Source organism: Bacteroides sp. ET489 (genome assembly GCF_030518095.1).
In the GTDB taxonomy this organism is placed as follows: Bacteria; Bacteroidota; Bacteroidia; order Bacteroidales; family Bacteroidaceae; genus Bacteroides; species Bacteroides ndongoniae.
Window position 1 is genome coordinate 14,873 of record NZ_JAULLJ010000025.1, and the last position, 19,526, is coordinate 34,398.

The 19,526-nt window shown below is 47.8% G+C and carries 15 protein-coding genes; 10 read left to right on the top strand and 5 right to left on the bottom strand.

The genetic code is table 11. The features are described from left to right. Window positions 1-155: 155 nt before the first annotated feature. Together Q3C19_RS12950 and aroC are read right to left on the bottom strand one after the other, a co-directional pair. Window positions 156-1,508 carry a dipeptidase gene (locus Q3C19_RS12950; protein ID WP_302729804.1) on the bottom strand — a complete coding sequence of 451 codons (1,353 nt, stop codon included), beginning with the start codon at window positions 1,506-1,508 and terminating at the stop codon, window positions 156-158. A gap of 128 nt (window positions 1,509-1,636) precedes the next feature. Further along, window positions 1,637-2,713: a chorismate synthase gene (aroC, locus tag Q3C19_RS12955; RefSeq protein ID WP_022163219.1), complete on the bottom strand. Its 1,077-nt coding sequence runs from the start codon at window positions 2,711-2,713 to the stop codon at window positions 1,637-1,639. Between the two features lie 398 nt (window positions 2,714-3,111). On the opposite strand from aroC, the gene Q3C19_RS12960 reads away from it, so the two are divergent. Next, on the top strand, window positions 3,112-4,596 hold the full coding sequence (locus Q3C19_RS12960; RefSeq protein ID WP_302729806.1) for a PCMD domain-containing protein: 1,485 nt from the start codon (window positions 3,112-3,114) through the stop codon (window positions 4,594-4,596). A 360-nt stretch (window positions 4,597-4,956) separates the two neighbouring features. Here the strand turns inward: Q3C19_RS12960 and Q3C19_RS12965 are convergent, their stop codons facing one another. Continuing rightward, complete coding sequence (locus tag Q3C19_RS12965) at window positions 4,957-5,742, bottom strand: porin family protein (protein WP_022163217.1); 786 nt, start codon at window positions 5,740-5,742, stop codon at window positions 4,957-4,959. A gap of 28 nt (window positions 5,743-5,770) precedes the next feature. Continuing rightward, on the bottom strand, window positions 5,771-6,913 hold the full coding sequence (locus tag Q3C19_RS12970) for a PCMD domain-containing protein (protein ID WP_302729810.1): 1,143 nt from the start codon (window positions 6,911-6,913) through the stop codon (window positions 5,771-5,773). A gap of 181 nt (window positions 6,914-7,094) precedes the next feature. On the opposite strand from Q3C19_RS12970, the gene Q3C19_RS12975 reads away from it, so the two are divergent. Continuing rightward, entirely contained in the window at window positions 7,095-8,378 is a 1,284-nt protein-coding gene (locus Q3C19_RS12975) for a serine dehydratase subunit alpha family protein (RefSeq protein WP_071148767.1), read from the top strand. 106 nt (window positions 8,379-8,484) lie between these two features. On the opposite strand, the gene Q3C19_RS12980 is transcribed toward Q3C19_RS12975, so the two are convergent. After that, window positions 8,485-9,063 (bottom strand): peptidylprolyl isomerase, encoded by a 579-nt coding sequence (locus tag Q3C19_RS12980; RefSeq protein WP_302729812.1) that lies wholly within the window; start codon window positions 9,061-9,063, stop codon window positions 8,485-8,487. A gap of 142 nt (window positions 9,064-9,205) precedes the next feature. Between Q3C19_RS12980 and Q3C19_RS12985 the strand changes: the two genes are divergently transcribed. The 8 genes from Q3C19_RS12985 (at window position 9,206) to ilvC (ending at window position 19,491) form a co-directional block, all read left to right on the top strand. Then, window positions 9,206-10,348: a Gfo/Idh/MocA family protein gene (locus Q3C19_RS12985; RefSeq protein WP_288911609.1), complete on the top strand. Its 1,143-nt coding sequence runs from the start codon at window positions 9,206-9,208 to the stop codon at window positions 10,346-10,348. A gap of 25 nt (window positions 10,349-10,373) precedes the next feature. Beyond that, window positions 10,374-12,278 (top strand): alpha-L-fucosidase, encoded by a 1,905-nt coding sequence (locus Q3C19_RS12990; RefSeq protein ID WP_302729815.1) that lies wholly within the window; start codon window positions 10,374-10,376, stop codon window positions 12,276-12,278. 324 nt (window positions 12,279-12,602) lie between these two features. After that, complete coding sequence (locus Q3C19_RS12995; RefSeq protein WP_277120401.1) at window positions 12,603-12,950, top strand: hypothetical protein; 348 nt, start codon at window positions 12,603-12,605, stop codon at window positions 12,948-12,950. Between the two features lie 238 nt (window positions 12,951-13,188). Beyond that, window positions 13,189-14,988, top strand: coding sequence for a dihydroxy-acid dehydratase (gene ilvD / locus Q3C19_RS13000; protein WP_302729818.1), 1,800 nt, complete (start codon window positions 13,189-13,191; stop codon window positions 14,986-14,988). 161 nt (window positions 14,989-15,149) lie between these two features. Next, window positions 15,150-16,844, top strand: coding sequence for a biosynthetic-type acetolactate synthase large subunit (gene ilvB / locus Q3C19_RS13005; RefSeq protein WP_302729820.1), 1,695 nt, complete (start codon window positions 15,150-15,152; stop codon window positions 16,842-16,844). A gap of 18 nt (window positions 16,845-16,862) precedes the next feature. Next, a complete protein-coding gene (gene ilvN, locus Q3C19_RS13010; RefSeq protein ID WP_022163209.1) occupies window positions 16,863-17,441 on the top strand; it encodes an acetolactate synthase small subunit in 579 nt (192 codons plus the stop codon). Between the two features lie 125 nt (window positions 17,442-17,566). After that, on the top strand, window positions 17,567-18,316 hold the full coding sequence (locus Q3C19_RS13015) for an acyl-[acyl-carrier-protein] thioesterase (RefSeq protein ID WP_302729823.1): 750 nt from the start codon (window positions 17,567-17,569) through the stop codon (window positions 18,314-18,316). 131 nt (window positions 18,317-18,447) lie between these two features. Next, window positions 18,448-19,491, top strand: a complete 1,044-nt coding sequence (gene ilvC / locus Q3C19_RS13020; RefSeq protein WP_277120396.1) for a ketol-acid reductoisomerase — start codon at window positions 18,448-18,450, stop codon at window positions 19,489-19,491. Window positions 19,492-19,526 lie beyond the last annotated feature (35 nt).

Sequence of the window (19,526 nt, forward strand, 5' to 3'; positions counted from 1 at the left end):
TGCCTGTCTGTTGACAAGTAGTTGCGATGAGGCAGATAAAGACAGCGAACAGCTTGTCTGAAACAAATAACCCGGACAAACACTGATATTGTTTTTGGTGTTGTCCGGGTCTGTTGTTTTGTACTAGCCGACCATTCTTTGGGTGAACAACAGCTTTAATGGAAGTTCAGGTGGAACTCTACTACAGCTTCGATACCTTTGCGAATGATGTCGAGCGGTATATTTTCATTGGGCGAGTGGATGGCATTGCTTTCCAGTCCGAATCCCATCAGAACGGTCTTGATGCCTAATACCTGTTCGAAAGTGGAAATAATAGGGATGCTTCCGCCACGGCGTACGGCCAGCGGCTTCTTGCCGAAAGCTTTCTCAAAACCTTTCTCCGCTGCCTGATAGGCCGGCAGGCTGATGGGGCAAACATAACCCTGGCCGCCATGCATGGGAGTGACTTTTACCTGTACGGTGGCAGGAGCAATGCTTTGAATATAGTCGGCAAATAGCTGGGAGATTTTGTGGTGGTCCTGATGCGGAACAAGTCGGCAGGATACTTTAGCGTAAGCTTTAGAAGGGAGTACCGTCTTTGAACCTTCTCCGGTGTATCCGCCCCAGATGCCGCAGATGTCGAACGATGGCCGGCAGCTGTTACGTTCCAGTGTGCTGTATCCTTTTTCGCCAAACAGTTCACGAACGCCGATGGCAGCCTTGTATTTTTCTTCATCAAAAGGAATGTGGGCAATCATGTCGCGCTCGGCCTGAGGAACTTCTTCTACATCGTCGTAGAAATCGGGGACAGTGATACGGCCGTCGGCATCGACAATGCGGCTCATCATCTGGCACAGTACGTTGATGGGGTTGGCTACTGCACCGCCAAAGTGTCCGGAATGCAGGTCGCGGTTAGGACCGGTTACTTCAATTTCCCAATAAGCCAGTCCGCGTAGGCCTGTAGTCAATGAAGGAAGATCGGCACCCAGCATGCTGGTGTCGGATACAAGGATGATGTCAGCCTTGAGCAGTTCGCGGTGGTCTTTACAGAAAGCTTCGAGACTGGGAGAACCAATCTCTTCTTCGCCTTCGAAGATGAATTTTACGTTGTGAGTCAGCAGGTTGTTCTTTACAAGATATTCGAATGCTTTCACCTGGATGAACGATTGACCTTTGTCGTCATCGGCACCACGTGCCCATATATGCCCGTCACGTACTTCGGGTTCGAAGGGGGCGCTTTTCCACAGTTCCAGCGGTTCGGCCGGCATTACGTCGTAGTGGGCATAGATGAGGATGGTTGGAGCTTCGGGATTGACATTCTTTTGAGCAAAAACCATCGGATTACCTTGCGAAGGCATCATCATGGCTTCGTCGGCACCTGCTTCCAGCAGCAACTGACGCCAGCGTTCGGCACAGGCCAGCATGTCGTCGTGATGTTCCGGCTGGGCGCTGATACTTGGGATACGGATGAGGCTGAACAATTCGTCCAGCATGCGGGATTCGTTTTCAGAAATGTAAGTCTTGATCATAAGCGAGGAAAACTCTTTTTCCGCTCCCTGATCCGTCGGAGGGGGAGCGGGTGGATTAAAAGTAATACATTATATAAAAGGTAAGCCGTTTCCTTTCTCCCATTTCTTTGGGGCGGAGGAGAGGCCTCTTACAATTGCGTTGTCCGGTCTATCAGGTAGAAGTCCAGAATGGTCAGTGCGGCCATGGCTTCTACGATGGGTACTGCCCGAGGCAGTACGCAAGGGTCGTGGCGTCCGCGGGCTTTCAGGGTAGTATCCCGTCCGTCGATGTTGACGGTATGCTGCTCCATAAGTACAGTGGCTACAGGTTTGAAGGCTACGCGGAAGTAGATGTCTTGACCGTTACTGATGCCACCCTGTATGCCTCCTGAGTGATTGGTATGGGTGGTGATGCGGCCGGCATCGTTGTAGAAGACATCGTTCTGTTCCGATCCTTTCATTTTCAGTCCTTTGAATCCGTCGCCGTATTCGAAAGCTTTGGCTGCATTAATACTTAGCATACCCGATGCCAATGCGGCTTGCAGTTTGCCGAAAACGGGCTGTCCTAGTCCGACAGGGCAACCTGTGATGACACAGGTGATGACTCCGCCTATGGTATCGCCTTCGGCTTTCACTTGGGTGATGAGCTGTTCCATTTCTTTAGCCTTGTCCGGATCAGGGCAACGTACTGGGTTGGTTTCTGTCAGATCTAGATTGTAGGCGGTATAGTTTTCTTCCAGACGGATAGGGCCTACTTGCGAGGTATATGCGGTAATACGTATGCCAAGTTGGCGTAACGCCAGTTTGGCCAGTGCCCCTGCTACGACGCGCGAAATGGTTTCGCGGGCCGATGACCGTCCGCCTCCCCGATGATCCCGAATGCCATATTTCACCCGGTAGGTGTAGTCGGCGTGCGAGGGACGGTATACTTCTTTCAGATTGTCGTAGTCGTTCGAGTGTTGGTTTTCGTTCCATACGATGAAACCAATGGGGCAGCCGGTAGATTTTCCTTCAAAGATACCGGAAAGAAACTCCACTTTGTCGGCCTCTTTGCGTGGAGTAGTAAGGTCCGATTGTCCGGGACGACGCCGGTCAAGTTCTTTCTGTACGAAATCCATGTCAATGGTGATACCGGCGGGAAATCCGTCAATAACACCTCCGATGCCTTTGCCATGCGATTCGCCAAAGCTGGTCAGGCGCAGGATGTTTCCAAATGAGTTGAACATAGTCGATATGCTTTAAATAGGTTATATATAACTATAGTGTACTTTGATGCCTTTGTTAGATTTTATTTTTTCTATAAAGATAATGCTTTTTTGTGAAATCTGAACGTAAGTCTTGAAAAGTTTTGCAGAATGTTGAAGGATGGTACAAAGTAAACAGTCTATTTGTTTTGGAGCTATTTAGTTAAAAGGCTAGGTATTAGTTACTCTTTAATTCTTTTAAAACATAGAACTCTTTAGGCCTCTTATAAAAAAATGGTAAAAATGGAACAACTTTTTTGTGGAAAAGAACTTGTGGAAGTCATGCAAAAAGTGTTATTTTGCACCCTTAATGCAAAATAGAAGAATTAAGGTCTCCGTTGTGGAGATATTATTAACTAAAATCAAGTAGGTTAGAAAGTATGAAAAAAAGATTATTTTATTTATTTGCATTGATTTGTTCAATGAGTTTGTTCGTTGCTTGTAGCGACGATGATTCTACTCCGGCCGATTATTCACAGGTAATTCAGGATGAGATTGCCGGTGGATACAAGGGAGAACTGAAAGTGAACGTTATGGGACAGGATATGCCTTCTGCTTATCAGAAAATAATGGTAGAAAAGGCTAGTACTACTGCTATCAACTTGTTTATTACGGATTTTGCTTTTATGGGTATTCCGGTAGGTGATGTTGAATTATTGAATTGTGAACTTACTCCGAACGGTAATGCATATACATTTACTGGTACTACTACTGTTAAGGTAGAAGTAGCTGGCTTGGACGCAGATGTTGAAGCTCAGGGTTCTGTTGCAAACGGCACTCTTTCTTTAAATCTGAACATAAAGGCTATGCTTGGTTCGATGGAGCAGGATGTTAAAGTTACGTTTGCCGGTACTAAATTGACAGGTACGGAGAAGACTGGGGCTGATATTTTGACTTTTACGTTCGATAATACTGATGTTGTGACCGAGCAGCCTGTTATCAATGATGATAATACAATTACTTTTAAGGTTGTCGAAGGGGCTGATATCACAGCTTTGGTTCCAACTATTACAGTTTCCGAAGGTGCTACAGTGACTCCGGCTACAGGTGTGGCTCAAGATTTCTCGGGAGGTCCTGTAACTTACACTGTTGTTTCCGAGGATTATGGAAAGACGAAGACATATAAGGTCTCTGTATCTGGTACACAGAATATTCTAAAATATTCTTTCGAAGATTGGACTGTTGGTGATAAGAACGATACTTTGCTTCCGGAAGAATTATGGGCATCAAGTGCAGCAGGAGCAGGTATTTTGGGAGGCTCATTGCTGAAACAAGAGGCTAATGAAGATGGTACTTTTGCTGCTAAGCTGATTACTTTTGAGTATCCTGATAAACCCAATTCATTGATTCCCAAGATTACAGCTGGCTCTATATTTATTGGTGAGTTCGATATGATGCCGGCTCTTATGGGCGATCGTTTGTCTTGTACAAAGTTTGGCCTTCCGACTTCGACTGTTGGACTGAATGGAAAACCTGTTCGTTTGAAAGGAGTGTATAAGTATCAGGCTGGAGAAACCTATCTGGATGCATCTGATTATAATAACGTGATTGCGACAGAAGATGTTGACAAAGGTTCTATTGTTGCAGTCTTATACAAAGCTAAAGATGCTGAAGGTAAGGAGGTTACCTTGACTGGACATGATGTAAATACATCTGAAAATATCGTAGGTTATGCTTCTACTATTACAGAAAACACTTCTGAATACGTTTCTTTTGATATTGAGTTCGAGTATAAGAATGATTATGATCCGGCAGGCGAGTATAAATTTGCCATTGTATGCTCTTCGAGCAAAGATGGTGATTCGTTCAAGGGTGCCGGTAACAGCACGCTGATTGTTGACGAGCTGGAAGTTGTAGCAGAATAAATTGACTTGATTTCTTTGTTTCCTTCGAATACAGGAATATTGATTGCAAGGGGTAACAAAACTGATAACAGTTTTGTTACCCCTTCCTTGTTTTTTAACTGTTGACAGTTTGGAAAGAGTGTGATATTTTATTTCTTATAGATACGGATAAAGAGGATGACGACGTATTTGGTAAATGTAAATACCTGTCTGAACCGTCCAATAAGCAATGTAGCAAGTGTTGTCGATATTGCTCACAAACAACACTTGTATTGCTCATGAGCGACACTTGCACGGCTCACGAGCAACACAAGTGTGGTTCGCGAGCCACACTTGTGTTGTTCAGCGGGGGTATAGAAGGCTTATTTTAGCGGCATTAATTTAGAACCAATATCCGAATCCTACATTCAGATAAATGGGATACATAGCAAAGGTAATTGTATCAAAGTCTTTTTGGAAGATGTCATTCAGTCCCCACGTCAGGTCGGCATAAACATTCAAATGCTTGAATGCGCGCCATTCGCCACCCAGCTGCAATCCCCATTGGAATTTCCGCAGGTCGTTGCTGAAGTCGTAGGTAGCAATGCTTTCGCCTTCGAAGTTGACGCGTGAGCCTGTAGCATCAGGGGTGCGGAGGTGTCCTTCGTATACATTTCCAGAGAAATTGCCTTCAAGTAAGTACGAGAAGTAAGGACCGGCTACCAGTTTCCAGCGTGGACTGATACGGTAATTGGCAAGAACAGGTATACTAAGGTAGTTGTTCTTTACTTTGGTTTTTACACCTCCGGTCCAAAGCCCTTTCAATTCGCCTCCATTGGTATTGATAATCTTCATGTTATAGTTCTTCACCGTAGCTTCGGTTGTCATACTCTTGTTCTCCAGGCGTAGTCCGATGGTAAGTCCCCATATTTTTTTCGCATCCAGCCATTTGGTCGTGTTGCCTTCAATAGAGATAGCCATACTGGGTGAGTATCCGTCTATACTACGTATCTCTACAGGAAGGGGAAGGGGAGAGGTTCCTCCGATGCTGAAACCTGCTTTCAGTGAATATTCCCAACCGTGCAGATAGGACTGGATGATACTTTGAGTACGTTCTTGCTGTGCCCATGCAGGTATGGTGGCCACACTTGACAACAGAGCTATTATGAGGAGATAATATTTTTTCATATGACTTGTAGTTTAGTTAATTGTTTGATTAAAAGGAAGGCTCTTGGCAGACTACTTCTACTTCATCAATATAAAGTGTGCTACCGACGGCTCCGTTGAAATAAGCACCGTCAACACTCGATGAGAATACGACGCCCAGTTTGTACTTACCTTGAACAAGCTTTTCTTCATCGATACTTTTGCCTTCTTTTAGTTCGAAAGGTATATCGAATTTGGTCCAGGTTTCGGTTTCGATAGCTTCTTCTTCCGGGATTCTAGCTACAGCTACCAGAGACGGGTGGGTCAGCGCATTGGAACCATTCAGCATGAAGGAGTTGTCCGACGCTTCGTAGAAGATGGCGTAAATGTCGAAACGGTCCTTTCTGTTTTCGTTTGCCTGTCCTGATTCTGTGAAAACGCTTCCTGCTTTATATTTGAAGTAACCGGTCAGCCGTACAGGATGTTTGAAGAACTTGAATCCGAACTTTGTGGCTGCAGGAGCATCTTTCAGAGCATCACCCAGTTCAAAATTGCCTATAAACAGATTACCGGCGGCAATGTACATTTTTACCATAGCGCCAAAGCTACCGGTATCTTTGGTTTCCAGTTTGACGCATTTACCCATGTAGCCGTCAGCCGAGAGCATGGTGGGATAGCCGGTACGATCTTTAGCCATGCTGGTCAATTCGTATCCAGGATTTCCACTGGACCATTCCAGAATCTTCTTTGAATCACCTATTGCTGTCGGTTCGCTTTCCTCGTAAAGGATATCATAATTGCTGGTTGAACCTTCAAGCAATTGTTCGAAGTGATAAGTGGTAGGAAGTTCGGTCAGAATGATATAGATGGTGTATACAGCCTTGTATTCTCCGTCTTCGGAAGTGACCGTGAAGGAACGTACATGTTCGCCTTCGCTAAAATCGTATATGTTGCCGTTATCACCCTGTCTCTTTTCGTCCGCTTCGATAGTTGCACCATCTGGCAAGGTAAATATCAGTTCCTGCTGCGACAGGTCGGCGCCTTTTTGTACGTAGAGCAATACTCTCTTTTCAGTGTTGCTTATGTTTGTCAGTTGTATATCCGGTCCTGTACAGCCGTCTATTGCCGCTTCCATGTTCAGTGCTTCGTTCTGTATGCACGACATTGCGGTTATACCTATGCAGAGCGTAAGTATCCATTTTTTTAGCTTCATAATTCTTTTCTTTTTTACGATTAATATTACCTATTATTTAGCAAGTTACAAAAATACTCCATTATTTCGGAATATTGGTTTTAAAAGGCTTTATTCTGCAAAAAAGCCACTAAATCTTGTTGTTTTTCTCTTCTATTACCTATAAATTTGTATGATTATTGAATAATGATAGGATTTTTGTATGGACGAAATAGAAAGAAAAAAGATTATCAGGTTGGTAAAACAGGAAGTTGTTCCGGCTATCGGATGTACCGAACCTATTGCGGTTGCTCTTTGTGTGGCTCGTGCCACCGAGTTATTGGGTAAACGCCCGGAGAAAATTTCGCTGTGGCTTAGTGCCAATATCCTGAAGAATGCGATGGGAGTGGGTATACCTGGTACGGGCATGATAGGATTGCCGATTGCTGTGGCTCTGGGAGCCTTGATAGGGAAATCTGCTTACCAGTTGGAAGTGCTGAAGGATAGTACTCCCGAAGCTGTAGAGGAAGGCAAGCAGTTTATTGCCGATAAGCGGATATCGATTGCTTTGAAAAAAGATATTGCCGAGAAGCTGTACATAGAAGCTGTCTGTCAGGCAGGAGGTGATGAGGCTACGGCCATTATTGCTGGAGGGCATACCAATTTTGTGTATGAAGCCTGTAACGGACAGATACAGTTTGACAAACGTACAGCTTCGGGCACAACCGAGCAGGAAGAAGAAAAGCTTAGCCTGACTTTCCGTAAGGTCTACGATTTTGCAATGACAGCTCCATTGGATGAAATTCGATTTATTCAGGAGACGGCCCGTCTGAACAAGGCTGCTGCCGAGCAGTCGTTTGCAGGAGATTATGGTCACGGTTTGGGTAAGATGCTCCGTGGAAATTACGAGCATAAGATCATGGGCGACAGTGTCTTTTCACATATTCTCTCGTATACGTCAGGTGCCTGTGATGCCCGTATGGCAGGAGCCATGATACCGGTAATGAGTAATTCAGGCAGTGGAAACCAAGGCATCTCGGCCACGCTTCCGGTAGTGGTTTATGCCGAAGAGAATGGAAAGTCGGAAGAGGAACTGATACGCGCCCTGATGTTGAGTCATCTGACGGTGATTTATATAAAGGAAAGTCTGGGACGTCTTTCTGCTTTATGCGGTTGCGTGGTGGCAGCTACAGGTTCCAGCTGTGGCATCACTTGGCTGATGGGAGGCACATACGAGCAGATAACTTATGCTGTGCAGAACATGATTGCTAATCTGACGGGAATGATATGCGATGGAGCCAAGCCGAGCTGTGCATTGAAGGTGACGACCGGTGTGTCGACTGCAGTCCTTTCAGCCATCATGGCGATGGAAAACCGGTGCGTTACTTCGGTGGAAGGAATCATTGACGAGGACGTTGACCAGAGTATCCGTAACTTGACGAAGATTGGTTCGCAGGGAATGAACGAGACGGACCGACTGGTGCTTGATATTATGACAAGCAAGTAAATGAAGAACTAAAAATGAAGAATGAAGAATTTTCGTTTGATGTGTATCTGCTCAATAAGGGAACACAAAGAAATTCTTCATTCTTCATTTTTAGTTCTTCATTCTTTTAGTGGCAGCATCCGCCTTCGCATCCGCAGTCGTCGCCACATTCGTGATCGCCGCAACCACCGCCACAGCTTCCACATCCGCCGCCACAACCGCCGCTCATCATGCGGGCTACTTCAGCCAACTCTTCATTGGTTGCCAGACGGCTGGTTACTACTTCGCCTACGAAGTTCAGGTCGCATCCGGCCAGGGGATGGTTCATATCCATTACTACCACATCGTCCTTTACTTCTACCACACTGCCGTTGATGCGTTGTCCTTCGGCTGTCATCAGCGGAATAACGGCTCCTTCTATTACACGTTCGCTGTCGAATTTTCCATCTATCAGGAAAATGTTTTTCGGCAAGTCAATAACGTGATCTTCGTCGTATTCGCCATAAGCGTCGGCTGCTCCGATGGTGAAGTCGAATTTGTCTCCAACATTCAGGCCGGTCAGTTGGCTTTCGAAGGCGTCGAGTGTCATGCCCAATCCCGAAATGAACTGGAAAGGGTGTTCTGCAGGGGCTTCTTCAACGAAATCTCTTTCGCCGTCCTCTATTGAATACAGTTTATAGGCTACGGTGATGTATTTGTTTTCCATTTTTATAAAGATGATTTTAGTGAATAATCTTTTGTTTTACCGGGCAAAGATAGGAAACTTTTGGCTTATGTTGCAAAAAATGCCTACCTTTGACATACATTTCGTACAATGAAAAGGAAAAGAACAGACTGACGGCAAGTATATGATAAAGACAGCATTTATAGGTGTTGGGTATCGGGGGATGCAACTGTTCCGATTGTTGCGTTGCATTTCCGGCTTTCGGGTAGTGGCAGTTGCCGATCCGGCTTTAACGGATATCGGGATGCCCGATGTATGTTGCTACAATAGTGGTGAGGATGACTACCTGAACATGCTGGATGAGCAGCATCCCGACTTGGTATTTGTGGCCTCGCCTTGGCAGTGTCATGTGCAACACGCGCTGCACTGTGTGGAACATGGAGCCGATGTGGCTTTGGAAATAAAAGGCGGATTGTATCTGGATGAATACCGGCCGCTGATAGAATGTGCCCGACGTGCAGGACGTAAAGTCTATCCGTTGGAAAATACACTCTTCATGCGCGAGAATCTGTCAGTCTATACATTGGTACGTGCCGGCCTGTTGGGCGAGATAGTTTATATGCGTGGCGGCTACCGCCACGATTTGCGTCGTTTGCTACTGGACGATGACGGCACGCTGGGCAACCGTGACAAGACGGAAAGCGTTTGGCGTAGCCGTTTTTATCAGGAGGAAAATGGCGATTTGTATCCTACGCATGGTCTGGCTCCGCTTTGCCTGATAGCTGGCATCGGGCGTACCGATCGTTTTAAGAGTCTTACTTCCTTTGCCTCAAAGCCGGCTGGTCTGTTGCAGCGTATTCGTGATTTGGGCGGACCGTCGGATCAGAAAATTACCATGGGGGATGTCGTAGTAACCCAGTTGCAGACCGAAAAAGGTATTCTGGTTACTTTGACTCATGATACGACTTTGCCTCGTCCGCGTAGCCTTGATTTTGAGATACAGGGAACCAAAGGCATCTGGCAGGGCGACCGTCGGCAGATTTATATCGAGGGATACAGCCCTAATGAAACCTGGGAGTCCGATGAGTCCTATATCAGCCGTTACGAACATCGTTATTGGCAGCAGTGGGGACAGGAAGCATTGAGGGTAGATACCCATCATCAGGGGATGGACTATGTGATGCTGAAGGCATTGCAGGAAGACTTGAACGGTGGAGAAACTTATCCGGCAGACATTACCGACCTGGCTTTGTGGACTTCGGTCACTCCATGGTCAAAGCTGTCCATTGCCGAGCGGCGGACAATATACCTGAACGATAACAACTGATTATTTATCAAAACCAATCTATGATATGAAAAAAAGTACCAGTTTGTCAGCATTATGCCTGGCTTCGATGTTGGCCGTAGGCCTGTCTTCCTGTTCATCAACCCATGTTGAGGCTCCGGCTCCTCTGTTGCCTGTTCCTGAACCTAAGCAAGTGGAATGGCAAAAGATGGAAACCTATGCTTTTATCCATTTCGGCCTGAATACGTTCAACGACCGGGAATGGGGATATGGTGACACACCGGCAGAGGTGTTCAATCCTGTCCGTTTGGATTGTGAACAATGGGCACGTACGTTAGTGGCTGCCGGAATGAAAGGCGTGATACTGACGGCCAAACATCACGATGGCTTCTGTCTGTGGCCTTTTGCCGGGACCGATTACAGTGTAGCCAACAGTCCTTATAAAGATGGTAAGGGAGATATCGTACGTGAATTGTCGGAAGCCTGCAAGAAGTATGGGCTGAAGTTTGCTGTCTATCTGTCGCCATGGGATCGCCATCAGGCCAATTATGGAACACCTGAATATCTGGACTATTTTTATGCCCAGTTGCGTGATTTGCTGACGAATTATGGTGAAGTTTTCGAAGTATGGTTTGATGGTGCCAATGGAGGTGACGGATGGTACGGCGGAGCGAAGGAAACGAGGACCATCGACCGGCGCAACTATTACAACTATCCTCGTATATATGAAATGCTGGACAGCATCCAGCCGCAGGCTGTTATCTTTTCCGACGGTGGTCCCGGATGCCGTTGGGTGGGCAATGAACGTGGCTTTGCGGGGGCAACCAACTGGTCTTTCCTTCGTAAGGGCGAGGTTTATCCCGGCTATGACAAAAGCTATGAGCTTCAGTATGGTCATGCCGATGGCGATCAATGGGTACCTGCCGAGTGCGATGTGTCCATCCGTCCGGGTTGGTTCTACCATCCCGAACAGGACAGTCTGGTGAAAACACCCGAACAACTGGTTGACCTGTACTATCGCAGCGTAGGTCATAACGGCACTTTGTTGCTCAACTTCCCGGTAGACAGAAACGGTCTGATTCATCCGATTGATTCGGCTAATGCTGTCCGTTTCCATCAGATCATACAGGAAGAGTTGAAAACAAATCTGGTAGCTGGCCTTACTCCACAGGTGAGCGACGAGCGGGGCGGTGCTTATGTGGCTTCAGCCTTGACAGACAACGATTACGATACATTCTGGGCTACAACAGACAGTGTAGTGACGGCCGATATTACTTTTGCTTTTCCATCGGCCTTGCGGATGAACCGCATGCTTTTGCAGGAGTACATTCCGTTGGGTCAGCGTGTGAAGGCTTTTACGGTAGAGTATCGTGACGCATCGGGCAACTGGCAGCCTGTTGTGCTGAATGAAGAAACTACGACCATTGGCTATAAGCGTCTTTTGCGCTTTTCTTCTGTAGTTTCCGATGGTATCCGTATCCGGATTACCGACGCCCGTGGCCCGCTGTGTCTCAATAATATCGGGGTGTATGATGCTGGCGAACAGGCAGACAAGCTTTTTGAAGAAGTACAGGTTTCCAAAATGCAGAGTTTTCCTTTCACTCTCTCCGGTGTGAACGCGGAATCGGCTGCTGCAGCGTCCGACCGTGACGAAAAGACTACTTGTTTTGTTGATGGCGATCTGTTGACTGTCGATTTGGGCAGCGAACGTTTTGTTTCATCCTTCCATTTCCTGCCCGACCAGGGTGAACCTAATCGGGGACTTGTTTCCCATTATGAACTGTCTGTGGCGGATGCCGATGGGCAGCATGTTCGCAAGATTAAAGCAGGTGAGTTTTCTAATATCCGTAACAATCCGGTTATGCAATCGGTCTATTTTACTCCGGTCAAGGCTCGTTACCTCTACCTGAAGGCTGTCCGTATGGTTACGGAAAACGAGCCGATGGGCTTTGCCGAAATAGCAGTGCGCTGACCTGAAAAAACAACAGAAAACGCTCAGAAAACAACAGAAAATGATGAAAATCTTTCCAGTTTCGACAAGGTTTTGATGAAAAAACGATGAAAATCCAGCAAAAAACATCAGAAAAACTGCAAAAAACAGTGGAAAAACATCGAAAAATGAAGGAAAATTGGTCGAAAATAGGGAGTAATGATTACTAAAACAGTTGTTTTGTAGTAGATAATCGTTTGATAATAAGGAAAATGATGAAGAACTACGTAAAATAAGCGCAATTTTCTCCTTTATATATATAAAGAAAGAAATAAAGAAAAAAAGAAAGATGTTGTTGTTATAAATGTGGCATGGAATGACAACGACAACGTCCCTGCCTTCCGGTTGGTTTTAGCGACTGTTCCTGTGGAACGGTTGTCTGGAACACTGGAGGGCAGGTTTGCTTTAGAAACGCGCCGCGTTTGTCGGGAAAATGCCCCGCGTTTGCAGGGAAAACGCCTCGTGTTTGTTCATCAAATGCGGGGCAACAGCCGGACAAACCTCACTGGTTTTGCCTGCAAAGCCGTGGCAGTCTCTTTTTGTTGCTCTTTCGTTAGTTCGACTTTTATGATAAAAGGAGACTTTTATGCGCCTTTTTCTTACGAATCTATAGAAAAATATCTTTTTTTTCTTCAAACTGCTTGTATATTATAAAAAATCACTTACCTTTGCGACACGTTAAGCAATAAAACAGTTGAATCGTTTAAAAAAGAAAGATATGATGCTACATACATCCATTAACCTGGCAGTCCTGCATATTATTCGCGTCGTGGTCTTGAAATCAAGAGCGTGAGAAAGGTTTTGTGTATGTATCCATACCTGATGAAGATATTTTTTTGAAGCCTTTCTCACATACGAGAAAGGCTTTTTTATTGAAAGGAGAATAACGAAGATGAAACATCAGTTACGCAGTTCGTTCAGCACGCAAGGCCGCCGCATGGCGGGAGCACGTGCATTGTGGGTGGCCAATGGCATGAAGCGTGAGCAGATGGGTAAGCCCATTATTGCCATCGTTAATTCGTTTACGCAGTTTGTTCCGGGGCACGTCCACCTGCACGAGATAGGGCAGTTCGTCAAGGAAGAGATTGAAAAGCTGGGTTGCTTTGCTGCCGAATTCAATACCATTGCCATCGACGACGGCATTGCCATGGGACACGACGGCATGCTTTATTCACTGCCTTCGCGCGACATCATTGCCGATAGTGTGGAGTACATGGTCAATGCCCACAAGGCCGATGCCATGGTCTGCATCAGCAATTGCGACAAGATTACGCCGGGCATGCTGATGGCCGCCATGCGTCTGAACATTCCTACCGTCTTCGTTTCGGGCGGACCGATGGAGGCTGGCGAGTGGAAAGGGCAGCACCTCGACCTGATTGATGCCATGATCAAGTCGGCCGATACGACGGTGAGCGACGAGGATGTAGCCAAGATAGAGCAACATGCCTGCCCCACATGCGGATGCTGTTCGGGTATGTTTACCGCCAATTCGATGAACTGTCTGAACGAAGCCATCGGACTGGCTCTGCCGGGCAATGGAACAATTGTGGCTACACACGAGAATCGCCGGAAACTGTTCAAGGACGCTGCCAAACTGATTGTGGAGAACGCTTACAAATACTACGAGGAGGGCGACGAGAGCGTACTTCCTCGCAGCATTGCCACCCGCGAGGCTTTCCTTAACGCCATGACGCTGGATATCGCCATGGGAGGTTCTACCAATACGGTGCTTCACCTGCTGGCCGTGGCCCACGAGGCTGGAGCCGACTTCAAGATGGAAGACATTGACATATTGTCGCGCAAGACGCCCTGCTTGTGTAAGGTTGCTCCGAACACGCAGAAATACCACGTGCAGGACGTGAACCGTGCAGGTGGTATCGTAGCCATCATGGCCGAACTGGCTAAAGGGGGACTGGTAGATACCAGTGTGAAACGTGTAGATGGCATGACGCTGGCCGAGGAGATTGACCAGTACTGCATCACCAGTCCCAACGTCTGCAAGAAGGCACAGAAAAAGTATGCCAGTGCCCCCGGCGGTAAGTTCAACTTGAAGCTGGGTTCGCAGGATGCTTATTACAAAGAGTTCGATACTGACCGTGCCAACGGTTGCATCCGCGACTTGGAGCACGCTTATAGCAAGGATGGCGGACTGGCCGTACTGAAGGGTAACATCGCCCAGGACGGTTGTGTAGTGAAGACTGCCGGAGTGGACGAAAGCATCTGGAAGTTTACAGGTCCTGCCAAGGTGTTTGACTCGCAGGAAGCTGCTTGCGAAGGCATCCTGGGCGGTAAAGTACAGAGTGGCGACGTAGTGGTTATCACCCACGAAGGTCCTAAGGGTGGTCCGGGCATGCAAGAGATGCTTTATCCTACCTCCTACATCAAGTCGCGCCACTTGGGCAAGGAATGTGCCCTTATTACCGACGGACGTTTCAGCGGCGGTACGTCGGGCCTGAGCATCGGTCACATCTCGCCCGAAGCGGCTGCCGGCGGTAACATCGGCAAGCTGGTGGATGGCGACATCATCGAAATAGATATTCCCAACCGCACCATTAACGTGAAGCTGACTGATGAAGAACTGGCTGCCCGTCCCATGACGCCTGTCACTCGCAACCGCGAGGTATCCAAGGCGCTGAAGGCTTACGCCAGTCTGGTAAGCTCGGCAGATAAAGGAGCGGTGAGACTGATATGAGAAAAATGAAGAATGAAGAACGAAGAATGAAGAATTTTGGTGGTTCTTCACTAATAAAGAAATTCTTAATTCCTCATTTACAAGAAATTTTTCATTCTTCATTCATCATTTTTCATTAAAAAGTATTCTTAATTCTTCATTCTTAATTCTTCATTTACAAGATGAAAGATACAATTACAGGCGCAGAAGCCCTGATGCGTTCGCTGGAACACGAGGGGGTAAAAACAATATTCGGTTATCCGGGTGGAAGCATCATGCCGGTATTCGATGCCTTATACGACCATCGGAAGACGTTGAACCATATTCTGGTACGCCACGAACAGGGAGCTACCCATGCTGCGCAAGGCTTTGCCCGCGTGTCGGGTGAGGTAGGTGTCTGTCTGGTAACCAGCGGTCCGGGAGCCACCAATACTATTACAGGCATTGCCGATGCCATGATAGACAGTACGCCGATGGTGGTGATAGCCGGACAGGTGGGGACGGGCTTTCTTGGTACGGATGCTTTTCAGGAAGTCGATCTGGTAGGCATCACACAACCTATCACCAAGTGGAGCTATCAGATTCGCCGGGCCGAAGATGTGGCTTGGGCTGTGGCACGTGCCTTCTACATAGCACGCAGCGGACGTCCCGGTCCCGTAGTGCTCGACTTTGCCAAGAATGCCCAAGTGGATAAGACAGAGTATGCGCCGGCAACAGTCGACTTCATCCGCAGCTACCAGCCTGTGCCCGACATGGATATGGAGGCTATCCGCCAGGCGGCCGACCTCATCAACGCTGCCCAGCGTCCGTTGGTGCTCGTTGGGCAAGGTGTAGAGTTGGGAAATGCCCAAGCCGAGCTGTTAGCTTTCATCGAAAAGGCTGAACTGCCTGCCGGACGCACCTTGTTGGGACTGTCGGCTTTGCCTTCCGACCATCCGCTGAACAAAGGCATGCTGGGTATGCACGGCAATTTGGGACCGAACATCAATACTAACAAGTGCGATGTGCTGATAGCCGTAGGTATGCGCTTCGACGACCGTGTGACAGGCAACGTTGCAACCTATGCCCCGCAAGCCAAAATCATTCACTTCGATATCGACCCTGCCGAGATAGACAAGAACATCAAGACCGATGTAGCTGTGCTGGGTAACTGCAAAGAGACATTGCCTGCCGTTACCGAACTGCTGAAACCGGCCACCCACCGGGAGTGGCTCGACAGTTTCCGTACCTACGAAGAAGTAGAGGAAGAGAAGGTAATCCGTCCCGAACTGTGCCGCACTACCCGCGAGCTGAGTATGGGCGAAGTGGTACGTGCCGTGAGCGAGGCAACCCATAACGATGCTATTCTGGTGACCGATGTTGGTCAGAACCAGATGATGTCTGCCCGTTACTTCAAGTACACCCGTCCGCGCAGCATTGTCACTTCCGGCGGATTGGGTACGATGGGCTTCGGACTTCCTGCTGCCATCGGTGCTACGTTCGGACGCCCCGACCGCACGGTTTGTGTCTTCATGGGCGACGGCGGCTTGCAGATGAACCTGCAGGAACTGGGCACGGTGATGGAACAGAAAGTCCCTGTCAAGATGATTCTGCTGAACAATAATTATTTGGGCAACGTTCGCCAGTGGCAGGCCATGTTTTTCAACCGCCGCTACTCGTTCACGCCCATGTTGAACCCCGACTATATGCAGATAGCTGCTGCTTACGGCATTCCTTCGCGTCGTGTGATGGAGCGTTCGGAACTGGCTGATGCTATCCGCGAGATGCTGGCAACCGACGGCCCGTTCCTGCTCGAAGCCTGTGTGGAAGAAGAAGGCAACGTGATGCCGATGACACCTCCGGGTGGTTCGGTGAACCAGATGCTGTTGGAATGTTGAAATTGAAAACAAAGAATTATGACTGAAAAGACATTATATACCATTATCGTCCATTCGGAGAACATCGCCGGCTTGCTCAACCAGGTGACGGCTGTGTTCACCCGCAGGCAGATTAATATCGAGAGCCTGAATGTGTCTGCCTCGTCCATCAAGGGGGTGCACAAATATACCATTACCGCATGGACCGATCGTGACACCATTGAAAAGGTGGTGAAACAGATAACCAAGAAGATAGATGTGCTGCAGGCGCACTATTTCACCGATGATGAGATCTACCAGCATGAGATTGCCCTCTATAAGGTGGCAACTCCTGCGTTGGAGCAGACTCCGGAGGTTTCCAAGGTGATACGTAAGTATCATGCCCGTATTGTGGAAGTAAATCCGGTGTTCTCCATTGTCGAGATGAATGGTATGAGCGACGACATCACCTGTCTTTACCAGGAGTTGCAGACTTTCGGCTGTGTGCTTCAGTTTGTCCGTTCGGGCCGTGTGGCCATTACCACCAGTTGCTTCGAACGGGTGAACGAATATCTGGCCGAACGTGAGGCAAAGTATCTGAAGAGTAAAGAAGAAATGAGTAGACAAGTTGACGAGTAGACGAGTAGACAAGTAGACAAGTTAACAAGTAATGAGTCCCTTTTCCCCTCGTGGCCTCGTTAACTTTTCCCCTCGTCAACTAAACTTAAAAACTAAAAAACTTAAAAACTAAAAATCCTCGACCTATGGACAACAAGATAGGAACCTATAATTTCGTAGCCGAACCTTTCCATGTAGACTTTACAGGAAGGCTGACGTTGGGCGTGCTGGGCAACCACCTGCTGAACTGTGCAGGCTTTCATGCCACCGAACGCGGTTTCGGCATGGCTACACTGAACGAGGAAAACTATACGTGGGTATTGTCCCGACTGGCTATCGAGATGGACGAGATGCCCTATCAGTACGAGACTTTTTCGGTGCAGACGTGGGTGGAGAACGTCTATCGCCTCTTCACCGACCGTAACTTTGCCATTGTCGGCAAGGACGGACGTAAGATTGGTTATGCACGCTCCGTATGGGCCATGATCAGTATGCAGACGCGCAAACCCATCGACCTGATGGCCATGCACAACGGAAGCATTGTGGACTATGTATGCGACGAGCCTTGCCCCATCGAGAAACCTTCGCGCATCAAAATCACTGCTACGGAGCCAGTGTCTACGCTGAAGGCCAAGTATAGCGACATCGACGTGAACGGCCATGTGAACAGTATCCGTTACATTGAGCATATTCTCGACCTCTTCCCGTTGGAGAAGTATCGTACGGAACGCATCCGTCGTTTCGAGATGGCCTACGTAGCCGAGAGCTATTACGGCGACGAACTTTCTTTCTATCTGGACGACGACGGCAACGGCGTCTACGGTGTGGAAGTGAAGAAGAACGGCAGTGAGACGGTCTGCCGGGCGAAAATAGAATTTGAGTTTTTAAGTTTATAAGTTTTTGAGTTTTTAAGTTTATATGGAACTTAGAACCTCAAGAACTCAAAACTTCAAAACCTCAAGAACTCAAAAACTAAAAAAATAAAATATTAACCAGGCGAAAGCCACAAATAAAAAACTAAAACAAAATGGCACAATTGAATTTTGGCGGTGTTATCGAGAATGTGATGACCCGCGAAGAATTTCCTTTGGAGAAAGCACGTGAGATTCTGAAAGACGAAACTATCGCAGTAATCGGATATGGTGTACAGGGACCGGGTCAGGCCTGCAACCTGCGTGACAATGGTTTCAACGTTATCGTTGGCCAGCGTCCGGGCAAGACCTTCGAGAAGGCGATTGCTGACGGATGGGTACCGGGCGAAACACTGTTCGGCATCGAAGAAGCAGCCGAGAAAGGTACAATTGTGATGTGCCTGCTTTCTGATGCTGCTGTTATGTCAGTATGGCCTTCGCTGAAGCCGCACCTCACAGCCGGCAAGGCACTCTATTTCTCACACGGCTTCGCCATCACTTGGAGCGACCGTACGGGTGTAGTTCCTCCTACAGATATTGATGTTATCATGGTAGCTCCGAAGGGTTCGGGTACTTCACTCCGCACCATGTTCCTCGAAGGCCGCGGACTGAACTCTTCTTACGCCATTTATCAGGACGCTACGGGCAAAGCTATGGACCGCACACTGGCATTGGGTATTGGTATCGGTTCCGGCTATCTGTTCGAGACTACTTTCCAACGCGAGGCTACTTCCGACCTTACCGGCGAGCGTGGTTCGCTGATGGGTGCTATCCAGGGTCTGTTGCTGGCACAGTACGAGGTGTTGCGCGAGAACGGTCACACACCTTCCGAAGCCTTCAACGAAACTGTTGAGGAACTGACTCAGTCGTTGATGCCCCTTTTCGCCAAGAACGGTATGGACTGGATGTATGCCAACTGCTCTACTACTGCACAACGTGGTGCCCTCGACTGGATGGGCCCGTTCCACGATGCTATCAAACCTGTGGTTCAGAAGTTGTACGAGAGCGTGAAGTGTGGTAACGAAGCTCAGATTTCTATCGACAGCAACTCGCAACCCGACTATCGCGAGAAGCTGAATGCCGAACTGAAAGCCCTGCGCGAAAGCGAAATGTGGCAGACAGCTGTTACGGTACGCAAGCTCCGTCCGGAAAACAACTAAAGTCATTTAGGATTGTAGAAAAAACAGGGAATGCC

Bases quoted from the DNA above. Each gene is read 5' to 3' on its own strand.
- Q3C19_RS12950 (WP_302729804.1), bottom strand. From the start codon at position 1,508: ATGATCAAGACTTACATTTCTGAAAACGAATCCCGCATGCTGGACGAA.
- Q3C19_RS12970 (WP_302729810.1), bottom strand. From the start codon at position 6,913: ATGAAGCTAAAAAAATGGATACTTACGCTCTGCATAGGTATAACCGCA.
- ilvB (WP_302729820.1), top strand. From the start codon at position 15,150: ATGAAAGATACAATTACAGGCGCAGAAGCCCTGATGCGTTCGCTGGAA.
- Q3C19_RS12960 (WP_302729806.1), top strand. From the start codon at position 3,112: ATGAAAAAAAGATTATTTTATTTATTTGCATTGATTTGTTCAATGAGT.
- aroC (WP_022163219.1), bottom strand. From the start codon at position 2,713: ATGTTCAACTCATTTGGAAACATCCTGCGCCTGACCAGCTTTGGCGAA.
- Q3C19_RS12975 (WP_071148767.1), top strand. From the start codon at position 7,095: ATGGACGAAATAGAAAGAAAAAAGATTATCAGGTTGGTAAAACAGGAA.
- ilvD (WP_302729818.1), top strand. From the start codon at position 13,189: ATGAAACATCAGTTACGCAGTTCGTTCAGCACGCAAGGCCGCCGCATG.
- Q3C19_RS12980 (WP_302729812.1), bottom strand. From the start codon at position 9,063: ATGGAAAACAAATACATCACCGTAGCCTATAAACTGTATTCAATAGAG.
- Q3C19_RS12985 (WP_288911609.1), top strand. From the start codon at position 9,206: ATGATAAAGACAGCATTTATAGGTGTTGGGTATCGGGGGATGCAACTG.
- Q3C19_RS12990 (WP_302729815.1), top strand. From the start codon at position 10,374: ATGAAAAAAAGTACCAGTTTGTCAGCATTATGCCTGGCTTCGATGTTG.
- ilvC (WP_277120396.1), top strand. From the start codon at position 18,448: ATGGCACAATTGAATTTTGGCGGTGTTATCGAGAATGTGATGACCCGC.
- Q3C19_RS13015 (WP_302729823.1), top strand. From the start codon at position 17,567: ATGGACAACAAGATAGGAACCTATAATTTCGTAGCCGAACCTTTCCAT.
- Q3C19_RS12965 (WP_022163217.1), bottom strand. From the start codon at position 5,742: ATGAAAAAATATTATCTCCTCATAATAGCTCTGTTGTCAAGTGTGGCC.
- ilvN (WP_022163209.1), top strand. From the start codon at position 16,863: ATGACTGAAAAGACATTATATACCATTATCGTCCATTCGGAGAACATC.